This is a genomic window from Cryobacterium ruanii, assembly GCF_004404055.1.
GTDB lineage: Bacteria > Actinomycetota > Actinomycetes > Actinomycetales > Microbacteriaceae > Cryobacterium > Cryobacterium ruanii.
In genome coordinates, this window is the sequence record NZ_SOHK01000007.1 from 217,177 (window position 1) to 233,555 (window position 16,379).

The window sequence follows — 16,379 nt, forward strand, 5'->3', positions numbered from 1 at the left end:
GAATGGTGCATTCAGAAAGCGCGTGCCGAATAACGACCGTCAGTCTCGGTGAGTTCGATGTGCAGGCCGAAGGTCTCACTGAGGGCCTCGGCGGTGAGTGCCTCACCGATCGGTCCGGCGGAGACGACCTGGCCGCCCGACAGCAGCAGCACGTGGGTGAATCCGAGCGGAATCTCCTCGACATGGTGGGTGACCATGATGATCGCGGGTGAATTGGGCTCCTGCGCGAAACCGCTGAGCAGCTGCAGAAGCGATTCCCGAGCGCCGAGGTCGAGGCTCGCAGCGGGCTCGTCGAGCAACAGAATCTCCGGGTCGGTCATGACCGACCGGGCGATCTGCACGCGTTTCTGCTCGCCGTCACTGAGGGTGCCGAACTTGCGGTCGGCGAGGTGGTCGAGGTTCCATTCCTGGAGCACGCGCTGGGCGCGGCGTTCGTCAATGGCCTCATATTCTTCGTTCCACCGACCGGTGACCGAATACGCGGCCGTCATGACGACGTCGAGGATCTTCTCGTTTCCCGGCACCTTCCGGGCCATGGCGGTCGAGGCGAATCCGATCCGCGGTCGCAATTCAAAGACATCGGTTCCGCCGAGCGTCTCGTCGAGTACCTCGGCCTGACCGGTCGACGGGTGCATGAACGCGGCAGCGATCTGCAGCAGGGTGGTTTTGCCGGCGCCGTTCGGGCCGAGGATGACCCATCGTTGGTCGTCATCGACGCTCCAGTTCACTGAGTCGAGGATGGCAGTGCCACCCCGGACGACGGAGACGTCGGTGAAATGCAGAACGTTGACCATACAGCCATGTTATCGAACGGGGCCGGTGCTGAAATACGCCGGGCCGCCGCTGCGGCAGGCTCGGCGTACTCGCTAGTCACTCAAAGCAGGGATGCGTAGATCTCGCGCGTGCGAGTGGCAATCTGACTCCAACCAAACTCGTGCTCCGCCCGCAGACGACCGGCGCGCCCCATGTCGGCTGCGCGAGCCGGATCGCTCACCACGTCGGTGAGAATGCGGGCCAGGTCGGCCACGAACTGCTCGGGGTGCAGCGGCGTGCCCGTACCGTCGGTGAGTTGTTCGATCGGCACCAGGCGCCCGGTGAGACCATCGACGACGACCTCGGGAATCCCTCCGGTAGCCGTGCCCACAACAGCCAGGCCACAGGCCATGGCCTCGAGGTTGACGATTCCGAGGGGTTCGTAGATGGAGGGGCAGACGAAGACCGTTCCGTGGGTCAGCACCGCAGCGAGCTCGGGCTGAGCGAGAAGCCGGTTGATCCACACGACTCCGGACCGTTCTCGTTGCAGGGCCTCGACGCCCGCGCTGACTTCAGCCAGGATGCCGGGAGTGTCGGGCGCGCCGGCGCACAACACGAGCTGCACCTCGGGTGGAAGCAACGCTGCGGCCCGCAGCAGGTAGGGCAGGCCCTTTTGCCGTGTGATCCGACCGACAAAGACAACAGACGGCCTGTCGGGGTCGATTCCCAGCCCGCGCACGAACTCGGCGTCGAGTCGGGGCTTCCAACGGTCGAGGTCGATGCCATTGTACACCGTGTGTACCCGGCTCTCGTCTAGTGCCGGGTAGCTGCGTAGGATGTCGCGACGCATGCCGTCGCTGACGGCAATGACGGCATCCGCTGCCTCAAAGGCCGTTTTCTCGATCCAGCTCGAGACGCGATAGCCGCCGCCGAGCTGCTCGGCCTTCCACGGACGCAGGGGTTCGAGACTGTGCGCTGTCACAACGTGTGGAACGCCGTGCAGCATCTTTGCAAGGTGGCCGGCTGCATTGGCGTACCAGGTATGCGAGTGCACCAAATCGGCACCATCGGCGTCCTGTGCCATTTGCAGGTCGACGCCCAGCGTGCCCAGGGTAGCATTGGCGTCGGCCAGTTGCGCGGGCACCGCGTAGGCAAATGTGTCGACATCGGAGCGCGGCGCGCCAAAGCACCGCACCGAGACGTCAATATCTTCGCGGAGAGCTCGCACAAGCTCCGCGACGTGAACGCCCGCTCCCCCATAGATCTCCGGGGGGTATTCCTTGGTCATCAGATCCACTCGCATGCAGCAAAGGTAGCGCAGCCCGACCGGACGCACATCCCACGTGCTAGTCGTGTCGCCCAGTTGCCCCTACTGTGGACACATGAAGGCCAAGAAGATCTTTGGAATTGTCCTCGCCGGTGGCGAGGGAAAACGGCTGATGCCGCTGACCGAGGACCGCGCCAAGCCCGCGGTCCCCTTCGGCGGGCACTACCGCCTGGTGGACTTCGCTTTGTCCAACCTTATTAATTCGGGCGTCACCCAGATCGTCGTGCTGACACAGTACAAGTCGCACAGCCTGGACCGCCATGTCTCCCAGACCTGGCATGTCTCCGGGGGACTGTTCAACTCCTACATCGCCTCGGTGCCCGCCCAGCAGCGCCTCGGGAAGCGCTGGTTCAGTGGTTCGGCCGACGCGATTCTGCAAAGCCTGAACCTCATTCACGACGAAAAACCCGATATTGTCGTCGTGGTCGGCGCTGACCACGTCTACCGCATGGACTTCAGCCAGATGATTGACGCCCACATCGCATCGGGCCTCGCGGCGACCATCGCGGCGATTCGCCAGCCCATCGGCCTGGCCGACCAGTTCGGCGTCATCGAAGTGGATGCCGACACCCCCGATCGCATCTCCAATTTTCGGGAGAAGCCCAAGGATGCCGTCGGACTCGCCGACGCCCCGCATGAAGTGTTCGCCTCGATGGGCAACTATGTCTTCAACACCGACGCCCTGATCGAAGCGGTACTGCGCGATGGAGAGCGAACCGATTCGAGCCACGATATGGGTGGCGACATCATTCCCGACTTCGTTTCCCGCGGCGACGCGGGCGTGTACGACCTGCAGCGCAACGAAGTGCCCGGGTCGACCGACCGCGACAAGTATTATTGGCGCGATGTGGGAACGATCGATTCGTTCTTCGAAGCGCACCAGGACCTCATTTCCGCGCTTCCGGTGTTCAACCTGTACAACCAGAAATGGCCAATCTTCAGCATGCAGTTGAACTCACCCCCGGCGAAGTTTGTGCGCGACGGCCGTGGCGCGCTCGGAACCATGATCGATTCGATCGTCTCGCTGGGCTGCGTCATTTCCGGCGCTCACATCGAGCGCAGCGTGCTCGGCCCGTGGACGTCGATCAGCTCCGCCTGCGAGGTCGTCGACTCGATCGTGTTCGACCGGGTGCAGATCCGGGCGGGCGCCATCGTGCGGCGCGCCATTCTCGACAAGGAAGTGATCGTCGAGGCCGGCGCCACGATCGGCGTGGATCGAGATCGCGACCTCGCACGCGGCTTCAGTGTGACCGAATCCGGCATTACCGTGGTGGGCAAGGGCGTGCTTGTCACTCCGTGATCCTTACTACCGCACCACGTTTCCTGGTCGTGCTCGACGCCGACTCTACCCTGATCCAGGACGAAGTGATCGAGCTTCTGGCGGATGTCGCCAGCTCACGTGAACTCGTCGCCGACATCACCGAACGCGCCATGCGTGGCGAACTGGACTTTGCTGAAAGCCTGCGCGAGCGGGTGTCGACCCTGGTCGGACTACCGGAAACGGTCTTCGCCGAGGTGGGGCGGCGCATCCGCCTGACTGAGGGGGTTCCCGAGCTGATTGCCGGCATTCATGCCGGTGGCGGCATCGTCGGAGTAGTGTCCGGTGGCTTTCACGAACTCCTCGATCCACTCGCGGCTGAGCTGGGTCTCGACCATTGGCGGGCCAACCGGCTCGAAGTGGAAGCCGGCCGCCTGACCGGGCGGGTTCTCGGACCGATCATCGACGCCGAGGCGAAGGCGATAGCGCTGCGTGAATGGTCCGCCAACCGCGGGATAGCCCTGTCGCAGACGATCGCGGTCGGCGACGGCGCCAACGACCTGCGCATGATGGACGCGGCCGGCCTAGCCGTCGCGTTCAACGCCAAGCCGAGGGTGAAGCGCGAGGCCGACCTGGTGATCGACCACTGCAATCTCAGTCAGGTCCTGCCGCTGCTCGGCCTGCGCGGCTGAGACGGCAGCCGTGCCGCCTAGCTCCGACGGTCTAGTGGCCCATGCCGAGACCGCCGTCGACCGGAATCACTGCACCCGAAATGTAGGCAGCGTCATCGCCGGCGAGCCAGGAGACGACACGAGCGACTTCCGAGGGAGTGGCGAATCGGCCGGCCGGGATACTGCGCTTGTAGTCCGCCTGCTGCGCCTCGGGTAGGGCCGCCGTCATGTCCGTTTCGATGAAGCCGGGAGCGACGACGTTGGCGGTGATACCGCGGGCGCCAAGCTCGCGGGTGACCGAACGAGCCAGGCCGATCAGGCCGCTCTTGGACGCCGAGTAGTTCACCTGCCCGGCAGAGCCGTAGAGCCCCACGACGCTGGAAATGAGCACGATGCGCCCGAATCGCGCCTTGAGCATGCCCTTGCTGGCACGCTTGACGACCCGGAAGGCGCCGCTCAGGTTCGTGTCGATCACCGACGTGAAGTCATCTTCGGACATGCGCATAAGCAGGGTGTCGCGGGTGATCCCGGCGTTGGCGACGACGACCTCGACCGGACCATAGGTCGCCTCGATTTCGGTGAATGCCGCGTCGATCGATGCGGCATCGGTCATGTCGGCACGCACGGTCAGGCTTCCGGACGGCCCATGGCCGGACCGCGAGATCACGGCGACGCGGTGACCCTCGGCGAGGAAGTCCTCTGCGATGGCAAAGCCGATGCCGCGGTTTCCGCCGGTGACGAGCACTGTTCGAGCCGTTGTCATGGAGTTCCTGTTCTGTGGATTGCTGGGAAGCGAGGTTCGGGGCGGGCTCAACGAAATACCCGGCAGATTCAAGTTTAAGGCGTGTAACAAACGCTCCGTGCAGACGTAGGCTTATGGAAGCGGAATCTCCCCCATTCCCTCACCCACTCACGGACCCGATGGACCTATGAAGCAGCAGTCGATCACCTCGCTCCCAGCCTCCCCGGAGGTCGAACGACGCAACCGGATGATCAAGTACTCGATTGCAATGGGCGTGCGTATCATCTGCATTGTGCTCATGCTGTTCGTGCAGGGCTGGTGGCTCGTGTTGTGTGCCATCGGTGCGATCGCCCTGCCGTACTTCGCCGTCGTCGTCGCCAACGTGAAGATCGCACCCCGCGGAGCCGAAGTCCTGCGGCCGGGCAGCGTTGAGATCTATGCCCGGCCTGACGTCCGCAACGCCGACGATGAGGTCAAGTGATTGCTCGGCAGGACGCTGCCACCGGTCCGGTGATTGGGCTCGGCGCTCCCCTGCAATCGACGACCTGCTCACGAGCCGACTGCCGGGATGCAGCTACTTGGCGGCTGGATTGGCGCAATCCGCGCATCCACTCTGTCGACCGGGTCAAGACGTGGCTGGCCTGCGACGACCACGTCGACTACCTGCGCGAATTTCTGGCCGCTCGTGACTTTCCCCTCACGGTGAGTCCGCTGGACGCCGCACCGGATCCGAGCGGAACGTCCCGATGACGGGTTGGAAGTTCGCGTTCAGCCGCCGCTGGGCGGGATACCTGGCACTCACCATTCTTTTCGCTGCGGTCTGTTCCGGCCTGGGGGTCTGGCAGCTGGCGCGGCGCGATGAAGCGCTCACCGAGCTGTATAAAATCGATTCCAACTTCGACTCTGACCCGGTCGCGATCGCCGACGCGCTCCCCGAGCTGACCGCCTTCGACGAATTCCAAAAATGGCTGCCGGTGGAACTGACCGGGATTTACCTCACGGACGAGGAGATGCTCGCGCGCAACCGCCCGCTCAACGTCAATCCCGGCTTCGAGGTGCTTACTCCTCTGCTGCTCTCCAACGGCACGATCTTCATCGTCGACCGCGGCTGGCTGCCCACCGGGCAGGAGCAGGACGCCCCGGACATCGTGCCCGCGCCGCCGAGCGGAACGGTGACCGTCGTCGCACGCCTTAAAGCCAGCGAACCGAATCTGCCGGGCCGCACGGCCAGCGGCGACCAGGTCGCGACCATCAACCTCGCGACCATTGCTGCGCGACTCGACCAACCCACGTACACCGGTGCGTACGGCCTGATGGACACGGAGACCCCCACCGCGACGGACAAGCGTCCGACTGCCGTCGCCAAGCCGATCCGGGATGAGGGCCCTCACCTGTCCTACGCCTTCCAATGGTTCGTGTTCGGCCTGCTGGCGTTCATCGGGCTGGGCTGGGCAGTGCGGGAAGAGTACCGCAGCGTGAATGCAAATCACCCTGAGGAACGCGAACGCGCTGACGAACGGGCTCGCAAGCGCGCGGCGAAGCCGCGCAACGACGCGGAGATCGAAGACTCACTGCTCGACCGACAACTGCACTAGTCGCGATAATCGTCAGGCGACGGCGCGTCGGTGCTGTCGCCTGCCGGTTTCACCAAGGCTGGATTTGCGCCGGCGGGTGTCCGTTGTGAGCACCCGTCGGTAGACGGTGAGCAGGGACGCGGCCGACCGGTTCCAGTCAAGGCGGAGCGCGTGCGCCCGAGCCGCTACGGACAACCGTTCTGCGCGCTGCGCATCGGTAAGGATGCCAGCGATCGCATCGGCCCAGACCTGCGGCTCTCGCGACTCCAGCACCAAACCGGTCACCCCGTCGACGACGGCTTCACGCAGGCCACCGGATGCTGCGGCGATTACCGGCACGCCGCTCGCGGCGCCTTCGAGCGCGACGAGACCATATGTTTCTGAATGGGACGGAACGAGCACCAGTCGCGCGCCACGAAACAGGCCGGCCAGGTTGTCCCTTGGTCGCGCACCGACCAGCCGAAGCTGCTCGGTAAGCCCGACCCGATCGGCGAGTTCGCGCAACTCGTCGACGTAGCCGTTGTGGTCGGCCGATGCTGCCCCGGCGATCACCAGGGTCGGGCGGATGCCCGCCGGTATGGCGGCGACGGCGGCAATAGCCAGGTCCAGTCCTTTCAGGGGCTGAAGTCGGGCGGCGACGAGGACATAACCGAGGCTGCCTGCATCCGCTCGGCCAGTCGGTCTGGCCGGGCTGAAAGCGGCGCTATCGACGCCGGGCAGAACCACGGCCGTGCGGTCGACGTGGCCGCCCAGACGCCCCGTGATCGTCGCTGCCTCGGCTGCGCTGATTGCGACGAGGGAATCCGATTCGCGGGCCAGCTTGGCCTCGCCGACCATCCGTCCCGGTGATTCGGCCCGTTCCCCGGCCGAAAGCGGCGTCGAATCGTCGGCAGCGATGCTGTGAAAGCTCTGCACGTGTGGAATGCCCCACTGCCTGGCGACCGGTAGGGCCGCCATTCCGGAGAACCAGTGATGCGAGTGCACGATGTCAAATGGTTCGAAAGCGGCGAGCCGGGCCGAGAATTCGTCGATCCACTGCTCGTGCTCGCCCTTCGGCAGGGCTGCTGCCGGACCGGCGTCAAGAAAGTGAAGGGTCACACCGGGAGCGAGTTGCATCGACGCTGGTTGGTCGACCGCTGAGCGGCGGGTCAGAATGCTGACCTCGTGGCCGAGGGCAGCGAGACCCTCCGCCTGGTGGCGCACAACGACGTTCATCCCGCCGGCGTCACCGGCACCGGGATCTGTGCCCGGCGATGTGTGCAGGCAGACGAGGGCGATGCGCAGTGACTTTTCGAGTGACAGCACGCACGGTTCCTTCGACTCGGACGATTCGGCGGGGTAACGCCGAATCAGACAATCAGTTAGGAGAGCTCGATGAGGTCGAGGTAATCCTTGTTCCAGTGATCTTCAGTACCCTCGGGCATGATCAGCACGCGCTCCGGGTTGAGGGCCTGCACTGCGCCCTCATCGTGGCTCACGAGCACAACGGCACCGGCGTAGTGCGCCAGGGCATCGAGGATCTCCTCGCGGCTGGCCGGGTCGAGGTTGTTCGTGGGCTCGTCGAGTAGCAAAACGTTGGCACCGGAAACGACGATCATGGCCAGGGCGAGACGGGTCTTCTCGCCACCGGACAACACGCCGGCCGGCTTGTTGGAGTCGTCGCCGGTGAACAGGAACGATCCGAGCACCCGGCGCGCTTCCATTTCGGTGATGCTCGGCGACGACGAGACCATGTTTTCGAGAACCGAACGCTTGACGTCGATAGTCTCGTGTTCCTGGGCGTAGTAGCCGATGCGCAGACCGTGGCCGGGTTCGATCGATCCAGTGTCGGATTCGTCCACGCCGGCGAGCATGCGCAGCAGGGTGGTCTTTCCGGCGCCGTTGAGGCCGAGGATGACGACCTTGGACCCGCGGTCGATGGCGAGGTCGACGGCGGTGAAGATTTCAAGCGAACCGTAGCTCTTGGACAGGTCCTTGGCCATGAGCGGTGTGCGGCCACAGGGAGCTGGTTCGGGGAAGCGTAGTTTCGCGACGCGTTCCACGGCACGCACGGCGTCGAGCCCGGAGAGGAGCTTCTCGGCGCGGGCCACCATCTGGTGGGCGGCGGCGGCCTTGCTGGCTTTGGCACCGAACTTCGCGGCCTGCAGCTGCAGGGTGGAAGCCTTTTTTTCTGCGTTGGAGCGTTCCTTCTTGCGACGGTCGGCATCCGCTGTGCGCTGGAGCAGGTAGTTCTTCCAGTTCATGTTGTAGATGTCAATCATCATGCGGTTGGCGTCGAGGTAGAACACCCGGTTGACCGTTTCGCCGACGAGTTCGATGTCGTGGCTGATGATGATGACGCCACCCTTATAGTTCTTGACGAACTCGCGCAGCCACGCCACCGAGTCGGCGTCGAGGTGGTTGGTGGGCTCGTCGAGAATCATCATTTCGGCAGCCGAAAACAGGATACGCGCTAGTTCGATGCGGCGACGCTGACCACCGGACAGGGTACTCAGGGCCTGGTCGAGGATGTGGTCGGGCAGCTTCAGGTTACTCGCGATCGACGCCGCCTCGGCCTCGGCGGAATAGCCGCCCAAGCCGTTGAACTCGTCGGTCAGTCGACCGTATTTCTTCATGGCGGCCGCGCTGATCTTGGGATCGGGGTCGGCCATGGCAAGGCTGGACTCGTGCATTCCGAGGGCGATGGTGCCGAGGCCGCGGGCATCGAGGATTCGAGTGCGGGCGAGCATGGTCGGATCGCCGGCGCGCGGGTCCTGCGGCAGGTAGCCGATTTCACCCGAGTGGCTGATCGACCCCTTGGTCGGGTTCGTCTCACCAGCGAGCGTCTTTGTCAGCGTGGTCTTACCGGCACCGTTGCGGCCGACGAGGCCGATCTTGTCGCCGCTCGCGACGCGGAAGTTGACGCCCTCCATAAGCACGCGGGCTCCAACGCGGATTTCGAGATCTTGCACGTTGAGCACAGCAATAGTCCATTCGAGGTGTTTGTACGGGTGTGAAGTGTGTATGGGCCAAAGCGATCCAACTCACTAGTATATTTGCCTTCAGGCTGTGCTTGGCACACGATTACCCGACGCCTAGAGCAGGGCGGCCAGCAGCGACTTCTCCAGCCAGTTGAGATAGGCCTCGGTCGACCAGCCCAAGGACAGAACGAGCGTGCGATACGTGTGCGGATGGGCCAGCGCCCACATCGTCGCCGCCGCTTCGTGGTCGCTGATCCCACCCCGCAAGCCGCGCTTCTCCCGGAGGGCTGCCGCCACCTCGCCAAAGCCGTGCAACCGGGCCGCGTCGCGCTTCTGCTCGAACTCTCCCACATCAGGATCGACGACGGCCGCCTCGCTTACGATGCGCAATATGCCGGAGGTGCGTTCGTTCACCAGTGCGCTCGACCGGGCCAGGATGCGGATGACCTCCGTCGCCGTGCGTGCCTCGGCAATGCGTGCACGGGTCGCCCCCGACAGCAGCGCCGGTGCTCCCGGCTCCGCAGCGACCCGGTCGAGCACCGCCGCGAGCAGTTCAGCCTTCGACCCCACCGAGTTGTAGATCGTTTGCACAACGACACCGGCCTCCCCCGCGATCGCCGCGACCGACGTGCCCACATAGCCGCGCTCTAGCATGAGCCGCCCAGCAGCCATGACGATCTCCCCCCTCGTGCTCGCTGCCTGTGCCGCCCGCCGCCGCACCGCCCCGCTCTCCACTGTATCCATGTAACTAGCATACTGTTCTACTAAATGGAACGATGTACTAAACGCCATATTTGGTCGCTCCGCAACACCTCAATGCTCGAACGGGGAGCGGATGACCCGTTTCGGCGCGACCCCCCGCCCGGCACCGCATTGGAACACGACCGAATTAATGGACGAGCGACGCACGAGGGCCCCGCCTGCTGAAGCAGGCGGGGCCCTCGTACGCACACGAGCTACATGGCGAAGCCGAGGGCCCGCATCATGTCGCGACCGTCGTCGGTGATCTTATCCGGACCCCACGGCGGCATCCAGACCCAGTTGATGCGGAACTGGTCGACGACGCCGTCCAGGGCCTCAGCCGTCTGCTCCTCGAGCACATCCGTCAGCGGGCAGCCAGCCGACNTCCTCGAGCACATCCGTCAGCGGGCAGCCAGCCGACGTGAGGGTCATGTGGATGATGAGCGCATTGTTCTCGTCGTCCCAGCCAAGGTCATAGATGAGCCCGAGGTCGACGACATTGATGCCGAGTTCCGGGTCCATGACATCTTTGAGGGCTTCTTCGATTTCGTCGAAGCGCGCCGGACTGAGTGTGGAGGCCATGGGATCAGCCTACGTTCGACGGAACGAGAAAGCGATCGTAGCCTTCGTCCTCAAGGCGGTCGGCGAGCTCGGGGCCACCCTGTTCGGCGATGCGACCGTTGACGAAGACGTGCACGAAGTCGGGGTGGATATAACGCAGTATGCGCGTGTAGTGCGTGATCAGGAGCAGTCCGAGGCCGGTGTTGGCCTTGGCGCGATTGACGCCTTCTGAGACGACCTTCAAGGCGTCAACGTCGAGGCCCGAGTCGGTTTCGTCGAGCACAGCGAACTTAGGCTTGAGCAGTTCGAGCTGGAGGATCTCATTGCGCTTCTTTTCGCCACCGGAGAAGCCCTCGTTGACGTTGCGCTCGGCAAAGGTCTTGTCCATGCGCAGGTTGGACATGGCCTGGCGAACGTCCTTGATCCAGGTGCGGATCGGTGGGGCCTCACCTTCGATGGCAGTCTTGGCGGTGCGGAGGAAGTTGGTGACGGTCACTCCGGGAATCTCGACCGGGTACTGCATGGCGAGGAACAGGCCGGCGCGAGCGCGGGCATCCACTGTCATGGTGAGCACTTCGGCGCCGTCGAGCAGGATGGAGCCGCTCTCGACGTGATACTTGGGGTGCCCGGCGATCGTGTAGGCGAGGGTGGACTTGCCCGAGCCGTTCGGGCCCATGATGGCGTGGATTTCGCCCTCATTGATGGTGAGGTTGACGCCGCGCAGAATCTGCTTGGTGCCCTGGTCGGTCTCGACGCTGACGTGCAGGTCTTTGATCTCAAGAACAGACATGAAAGTCGTATCCCCTTCTGGATATTAATAAATGAGCTGGTGGGGCGGTCGGTGCTTGAGACAAGCTCAGACCGCGACGGTGACGGACGGATCGACGAAGACGAAACCGTCGATGAGCTCAACGTTGTAAACCGGGACCGGGTCGTAGGCCGGTAGGGACAGCGGCTTGCCGGTGGTGAGGGAGAACATCGAGCCGTGAGCCCAGCACTCGAGAGTCTGGCCTTCCACGAATCCCTCGGACAGGGAGATATCACCGTGCGTGCACGTGTCGCCGATGGCGAAAACGTCCCCGGCGGCGTCACGCACGAGGGCAATGGCTACCCCATCGATTTCGACCTTGACGGCCTGGTTAACTTCGAGCTCATCGAGAGCGCAGATCTTCGTTGCGGCCATGCTTACTTGTCGTCCGTTCCAATAAGTTCGGCTTCGATTGCAAGTTGCAACCGCGCTTCAAGTTCGGGGGCACCAATCTGTTGCACGACCTCGGTGAGGAAGCCGCGCACGACCAAGCGGCGGGCTTCTTCCTCGGTGATGCCGCGAGCCTGCAGGTAGAACAGCTGCTCGTCGTCGAACCGTCCGGTGGCACTGGCGTGACCGGCCCCGACGATGTCGCCGGTTTCGATCTCCAGATTGGGGATGGAATCAGCGCGGGTGCCCTCGCTGAGTACAAGGTTGCGGTTCTGCTCATAACTATCGGTGCCGGCAGCCTTGTTGCCGATCAGTACATCGCCAATCCAGACCGTTCGTGCGTCCTGGCCCTGCAGGGCGCCCTTGTAGTTGACCCGGCTGCGGCTCTTCGGCGCGTCGTGAAAGACGTACACCTGCTGCTCCAGGTGCTGCCCGGCATCCGCGAAGTACAGACCGAGGAGCAGCGTATCGGAGCCGGGTCCGGCTAGACGCACCGAGGGGTTAACTCGAACGACGTTACCGCCCAGAGAGACGACGACATGCTTGAGGCGGGCGTCACGGCCGACGGATGCGAAATGGTTGGCCAAGTGCACCGCCGAGTCATCCCATTCCTGAAGCGAGACGACCGTAAGGTTCGCGGACTCGCCGAGGATGATCTCGACGTTTTCGCTGAGCCGAGCCTCGCCCATGTTCTGAAGGATAACCGTTGCCTGACTGAACGGCTTGGCCTCGATGATCGTGTGGGCGCCGCGGGCGGTATTGCCAAGAACCGATCGCGTGACCGTGATCTCCTTGGCTTCCTCGCCGTTCACCGTGATGGCGAGAGCCTCATCGAACACCGACCAGGCATTTGCGGCTGCCCGTTCTTCCGGCAGGCCAGCGGTTCCGATGCGGGCATCCGTTCGGGGCACCCACTCGACGGAAATATCCGCTGACGGGGTGGACTCGACCTCGTAGCGGGAGCCGTCAAGGTCACCGGCCGTGAGGTCGCTGAATTTCGCGACGGGCGAGTGCTTCCAGACGGCTTCGCGGCCGGTGACGGCCTCGAAATCGGCCACGTTCACGCTCTTGAAACGGTCCGAGCGAGTTTGCACCGGCACGAAGCCGAAACGACCGTCGGAATGTTCTTTGATCCCGTGCTGGCCGGGCGACAGGGTCGACGAACCCGCAGCGGGTGTAGATGGTGCGGGCACAGTTTTTGAAGCGCTCTTCGAAAGCGCTGAAGCGGCGGACATTTAGCCGACGGATCCTTCCATGCCCATTTCAATGAGCTTGTTGAGTTCGAGGGCATACTCCATCGGGAGCTCCCGGGCGATCGGTTCGATGAATCCGCGAACGATCATGGCCATGGCTTCGTCTTCGGGCATGCCGCGACTCATCAGGTAGAACAACTGCTCTTCGCTGACTCGGGAGACGGTGGCCTCGTGGCCGAGCTGCACGTCATCCACACGAATGTCGATGGACGGGTAGGTGTCGGAGCGCGACTGGGTGTCGACCAGGAGAGCATCGCAACGAACGGTGTTGGCGGAATGGTGTGCGGAGGCATCCACGCGGACTTCGCCACGGTACCCGCTACGCCCGCCACCGCGAGCGATGGACTTGGACACGATCGACGACTGGGTGTACGGCGCCATGTGGATCATCTTGGCGCCGGCGTCCTGGTGTTGGCCGGGTCCAGCGAATGCCACCGAGAGGGTCTCGCCCTTGGCGTGCTCGCCCATCAGATAAATGGACGGGTACTTCATAGTGACCTTGGAACCGATGTTGCCGTCGATCCACTCCATCGTGGCACCTTCGCCGGCCGTGGCCCGCTTGGTGACGAGGTTGTAAACGTTGTTCGACCAGTTCTGGATGGTCGTGTAGCGAACGCGGGCGTTCTTCTTCACGACGATCTCAACCACAGCGGAGTGCAGCGAGTCGGACTTGTAGATCGGGGCGGTGCAGCCCTCGATGTAGTGCACGTAGCTGCCCTCGTCGGCGATGATGAGCGTTCGCTCGAACTGGCCCATGTTCTCCGTGTTGATGCGGAAGTAGGCCTGCAGGGGGATCTCCACGTGCACGCCGGGAGGCACGTAGACAAATGATCCTCCGGACCAGACGGCCGTGTTGAGCGCGGCGAACTTGTTGTCACCGGAGGGAATGATGGTGCCGAAGTACTCTTCGAAGAACTCCGGATGTTCTTTGAGCGCCGTGTCGGTGTCCATGAAGATGACGCCCTGGGCCTCAAGCTCTTCGTTGATCTGGTGGTAGACAACCTCGGACTCGTACTGCGCGGCGACACCGGAAACCAGGCGCTGACGTTCCGCTTCGGGGATGCCGAGCTTCTCGTAGGTGTTCTTGATGTCGTCGGGCAGGTCGTCCCAGGTCTGCGCCTGCTTCTCCGTGGAACGCACGAAGTACTTGATGTTGTCGAAGTCGATCTCGGAGAGGTCGGCGCCCCAGGTGGGCATGGGCTTGCGTTCGAACAACTGCAGGGCCTTGAGGCGTCGCTGCAGCATCCAATCCGGTTCGGACTTCAGGTTCGAGATGTCAGTGACGACCTCGGGAGAAATACCACGACGAGCGGATGCCCCGGCCTTGTCGGAGTCGGCCCACCCAAATTCGTAGGTGCCAATCCCCTCAAGGTCAGGACGGTCGAGCAGGACATCCGACATATTTACCTCTTCTCTACCCAGCACAACCCGGATATTAGTCCGGTCATTCCCGGGTGGCCCCGGTAGAGATGAACTCAATGGGGACCGCCGGGAACGGGTTGTGTGGACAGCTACGTTGCGTACTTAGAATATTCATGGAACCAAATAAATCAGAACCGATCAGTGCTTGGTGCGGCGCTGTTCGATTCGGATTGAAAACCGTGCAGTCACCATGACCACACGAAAGTTCTCCATGTAGACACCGATTCTACAGGTTGATCAGCGAGATACGCGTGCTTTGCTGGTCGATTCACATTTGCACAGGGCACGATCAGAAGACGCTCGACGAGAAGCTAGAAAATGGGAGCAGAACCGGTGAATCCGATATACCAATGGCTACCGAGCACTATCGATGCACGAATTCGGGTGGTCGCCTGGCTGTCGCTCGTGACGGAGATTGTGATTGTCGGAACTGGCGGCGCTGTTCGCCTCACGGGTTCCGGACTCGGCTGTCCGACCTGGCCGACCTGTGTCGCTGGCTCCCTGGTACCAACGCAGGAGATGGGGGTGCACGGAGTCATCGAATTCGGCAACCGGCTGATGACGGGGCTGATCGGCATCATTGCGATCGCGGCCGTCGTACTTCTCTGGCGTTTGCGTCGGGAGCGCAAGGACCTGTTTCTACTCGCCGTGATCCTCGGACTGGGCGTTCTCGCCCAGGCACTCGTCGGCGGCGTCACCGTGCTGACCGGCCTCAACCCGTTCATCGTCGGCTTTCACTTCACGGTGTCGCTCATAATGGTGTGCATCGCGACCGTGCTCGTGCACCGGGTCTACCTCGCGCCGGGGCCGCGCGCCCTGATTGTCCCGGTCGGTTTTGCCGGGCTGGCCCACGCCACGAGTTTCTTTGTGGCGCTGACCGTGCTGATGGGGGTACTGACCACTGCATCCGGTCCGCACTCGGGAGATGCTGCCGCCGGACGCACGGGTTTCAACGCCGAGTTGCTCGAGCACCTGCACGCCTGGCCGGGCTACGCGACGCTGATCTTGACGCTCGTGCTGCTCGTCGCATCCGTTCGCGGCAAGCTGCCCGTGCGCTCCTTCGTCGTGACGCTGCTGATGATCGAGCTCGTGCAGATTGTGGTCGGACTGCTGCAGGCAAACCTGGGGCTGCCGGCGGTGCTCGTCGGGCTGCACATGGTGCTCGCCTGCCTGCTCGCCGCAGCGATGACCGCCGTTGTGCTGAACCTCAAGGCACCGATCGGTGTCGTTGCCGGCGCCCCGGAATACGCCATCAGCAGGACCCACCGGAATTAGTCGGCGCGACTCTCCCCTGGCGGTGGCCGCCGGTGTACTCTCCAGACATGCATCGCGTTCGGGGAGCCACATCGAAGCCGCCAGACGATGCGGCGCGCCTGGCCCTGTTCGGTCCACCGGTGTTCGGCTTCGTGCCGCAACCGCGCATTCAGGAATTTGGTTGGAGCTGGTACGGCAGTCATGGCCGCACCCTGGAAGCGCAGGCACACTACTGGCTTTCCGACCCGTCGGGTAACTTCTGGTTCGAAGATTCACCGACCGGACCGGTCGGTATCGCCGAGCTGCGCGGATTCGTTTTCACCGACGTGCCGGGATCCACCAACCGCGGCGGCGATCCGATCCGGGACGCGCTCGACCAGCATCTGCAGTACATCGTGATGAACTACGCCAAGAACCCCTACGACTTCGGGTCGCAATTGTGGGCTGAGCGGCACACCCAGCAACAATCCGAGATCGAGCTGGCGCTGACCCACCGGTCGAACCTGATCGTCGACGACACGGCCATTCCAGCCATCACCGTCACGGCCTCAGACTTCACGGCGAACGCCATGGCCCTGGCCGGACGCGTAGTCACGGTCGTCATCCACTCGGCCGACGTCGGTAAGATCGACACCCGCCTCACCCGCCGCGTGTAGCTCCAACGC

General features: G+C 63.5%; 17 protein-coding genes and 1 pseudogene. 7 read left to right on the forward strand and 11 right to left on the reverse strand.

What is annotated here, in order from left to right; all coding sequences use genetic code 11:
• Window positions 1-11: 11 nt before the first annotated feature.
• Window positions 12-794 (reverse strand): ABC transporter ATP-binding protein, encoded by a 783-nt coding sequence (locus E3T47_RS04500; protein WP_134554665.1) that lies wholly within the window; start codon window positions 792-794, stop codon window positions 12-14.
• Between the two features lie 80 nt (window positions 795-874).
• The gene (gene glgA, locus E3T47_RS04505) at window positions 875-2,056 is read right to left on the reverse strand and encodes a glycogen synthase (RefSeq protein ID WP_134554667.1); all 1,182 of its coding nucleotides are present in this window, start codon (window positions 2,054-2,056) and stop codon (window positions 875-877) included.
• A gap of 79 nt (window positions 2,057-2,135) precedes the next feature.
• On the opposite strand from glgA, the gene E3T47_RS04510 reads away from it, so the two are divergent.
• Window positions 2,136-3,380 (forward strand): glucose-1-phosphate adenylyltransferase, encoded by a 1,245-nt coding sequence (locus E3T47_RS04510; protein ID WP_134554669.1) that lies wholly within the window; start codon window positions 2,136-2,138, stop codon window positions 3,378-3,380.
• Window positions 3,377-4,030 carry a phosphoserine phosphatase SerB gene (gene serB / locus E3T47_RS04515; protein WP_241981939.1) on the forward strand — a complete coding sequence of 218 codons (654 nt, stop codon included), beginning with the start codon at window positions 3,377-3,379 and terminating at the stop codon, window positions 4,028-4,030. The genes E3T47_RS04510 and serB overlap by 4 nt, the downstream gene beginning before the upstream one ends.
• A 31-nt stretch (window positions 4,031-4,061) precedes the next feature.
• Here serB and fabG read toward each other — a convergent pair whose 3' ends face one another.
• A complete protein-coding gene (gene fabG / locus E3T47_RS04520) occupies window positions 4,062-4,772 on the reverse strand; it encodes a 3-oxoacyl-ACP reductase FabG (RefSeq protein ID WP_134554671.1) in 711 nt (236 codons plus the stop codon).
• 166 nt (window positions 4,773-4,938) lie between these two features.
• Between fabG and E3T47_RS04525 the strand changes: the two genes are divergently transcribed.
• The 3 genes from E3T47_RS04525 to E3T47_RS04535 are packed head-to-tail and all read left to right on the forward strand — an operon-like array spanning window position 4,939 to window position 6,346.
• Window positions 4,939-5,232 (forward strand): DUF3099 domain-containing protein, encoded by a 294-nt coding sequence (locus E3T47_RS04525; RefSeq protein WP_134554673.1) that lies wholly within the window; start codon window positions 4,939-4,941, stop codon window positions 5,230-5,232.
• 29 nt (window positions 5,233-5,261) lie between these two features.
• Window positions 5,262-5,501, forward strand: a complete 240-nt coding sequence (locus tag E3T47_RS04530) for a hypothetical protein (RefSeq protein WP_134555098.1) — start codon at window positions 5,262-5,264, stop codon at window positions 5,499-5,501.
• On the forward strand, window positions 5,498-6,346 hold the full coding sequence (locus E3T47_RS04535; protein ID WP_134554675.1) for an SURF1 family cytochrome oxidase biogenesis protein: 849 nt from the start codon (window positions 5,498-5,500) through the stop codon (window positions 6,344-6,346). The genes E3T47_RS04530 and E3T47_RS04535 overlap by 4 nt, the downstream gene beginning before the upstream one ends.
• 12 nt (window positions 6,347-6,358) lie before the next feature.
• On the opposite strand, the gene E3T47_RS04540 is transcribed toward E3T47_RS04535, so the two are convergent.
• From E3T47_RS04540 to sufB, 8 genes and pseudogenes are all read right to left on the reverse strand, one after another.
• Entirely contained in the window at window positions 6,359-7,630 is a 1,272-nt protein-coding gene (locus E3T47_RS04540) for a glycosyltransferase (protein WP_134554677.1), read from the reverse strand.
• A gap of 56 nt (window positions 7,631-7,686) precedes the next feature.
• Window positions 7,687-9,285 (reverse strand): ABC-F family ATP-binding cassette domain-containing protein, encoded by a 1,599-nt coding sequence (locus tag E3T47_RS04545; protein ID WP_104192730.1) that lies wholly within the window; start codon window positions 9,283-9,285, stop codon window positions 7,687-7,689.
• A gap of 114 nt (window positions 9,286-9,399) precedes the next feature.
• Window positions 9,400-10,029: a TetR/AcrR family transcriptional regulator gene (locus E3T47_RS04550; protein WP_134554679.1), complete on the reverse strand. Its 630-nt coding sequence runs from the start codon at window positions 10,027-10,029 to the stop codon at window positions 9,400-9,402.
• A 212-nt stretch (window positions 10,030-10,241) separates the two neighbouring features.
• Window positions 10,242-10,608 (reverse strand): annotated as a pseudogene (locus E3T47_RS04555) (metal-sulfur cluster assembly factor).
• A 4-nt stretch (window positions 10,609-10,612) separates the two neighbouring features.
• A complete protein-coding gene (gene sufC, locus E3T47_RS04560) occupies window positions 10,613-11,377 on the reverse strand; it encodes a Fe-S cluster assembly ATPase SufC (RefSeq protein ID WP_134554681.1) in 765 nt (254 codons plus the stop codon).
• A 66-nt stretch (window positions 11,378-11,443) separates the two neighbouring features.
• Entirely contained in the window at window positions 11,444-11,770 is a 327-nt protein-coding gene (locus tag E3T47_RS04565; RefSeq protein ID WP_092340113.1) for a non-heme iron oxygenase ferredoxin subunit, read from the reverse strand.
• Window positions 11,771-11,772: 2 nt separating this feature from the next.
• Window positions 11,773-13,020 (reverse strand): Fe-S cluster assembly protein SufD, encoded by a 1,248-nt coding sequence (gene sufD, locus E3T47_RS04570; protein ID WP_134554683.1) that lies wholly within the window; start codon window positions 13,018-13,020, stop codon window positions 11,773-11,775.
• Window positions 13,021-14,439, reverse strand: coding sequence for a Fe-S cluster assembly protein SufB (sufB, locus tag E3T47_RS04575; RefSeq protein ID WP_134552418.1), 1,419 nt, complete (start codon window positions 14,437-14,439; stop codon window positions 13,021-13,023).
• Between the two features lie 354 nt (window positions 14,440-14,793).
• On the opposite strand from sufB, the gene E3T47_RS04580 reads away from it, so the two are divergent.
• Window positions 14,794-15,735, forward strand: coding sequence for a COX15/CtaA family protein (locus tag E3T47_RS04580; protein ID WP_241981941.1), 942 nt, complete (start codon window positions 14,794-14,796; stop codon window positions 15,733-15,735).
• Window positions 15,736-15,782: 47 nt separating this feature from the next.
• Window positions 15,783-16,370 carry a hypothetical protein gene (locus E3T47_RS04585; protein WP_134554686.1) on the forward strand — a complete coding sequence of 196 codons (588 nt, stop codon included), beginning with the start codon at window positions 15,783-15,785 and terminating at the stop codon, window positions 16,368-16,370.
• The last annotated feature ends 9 nt before the right edge of the window (window positions 16,371-16,379 follow it).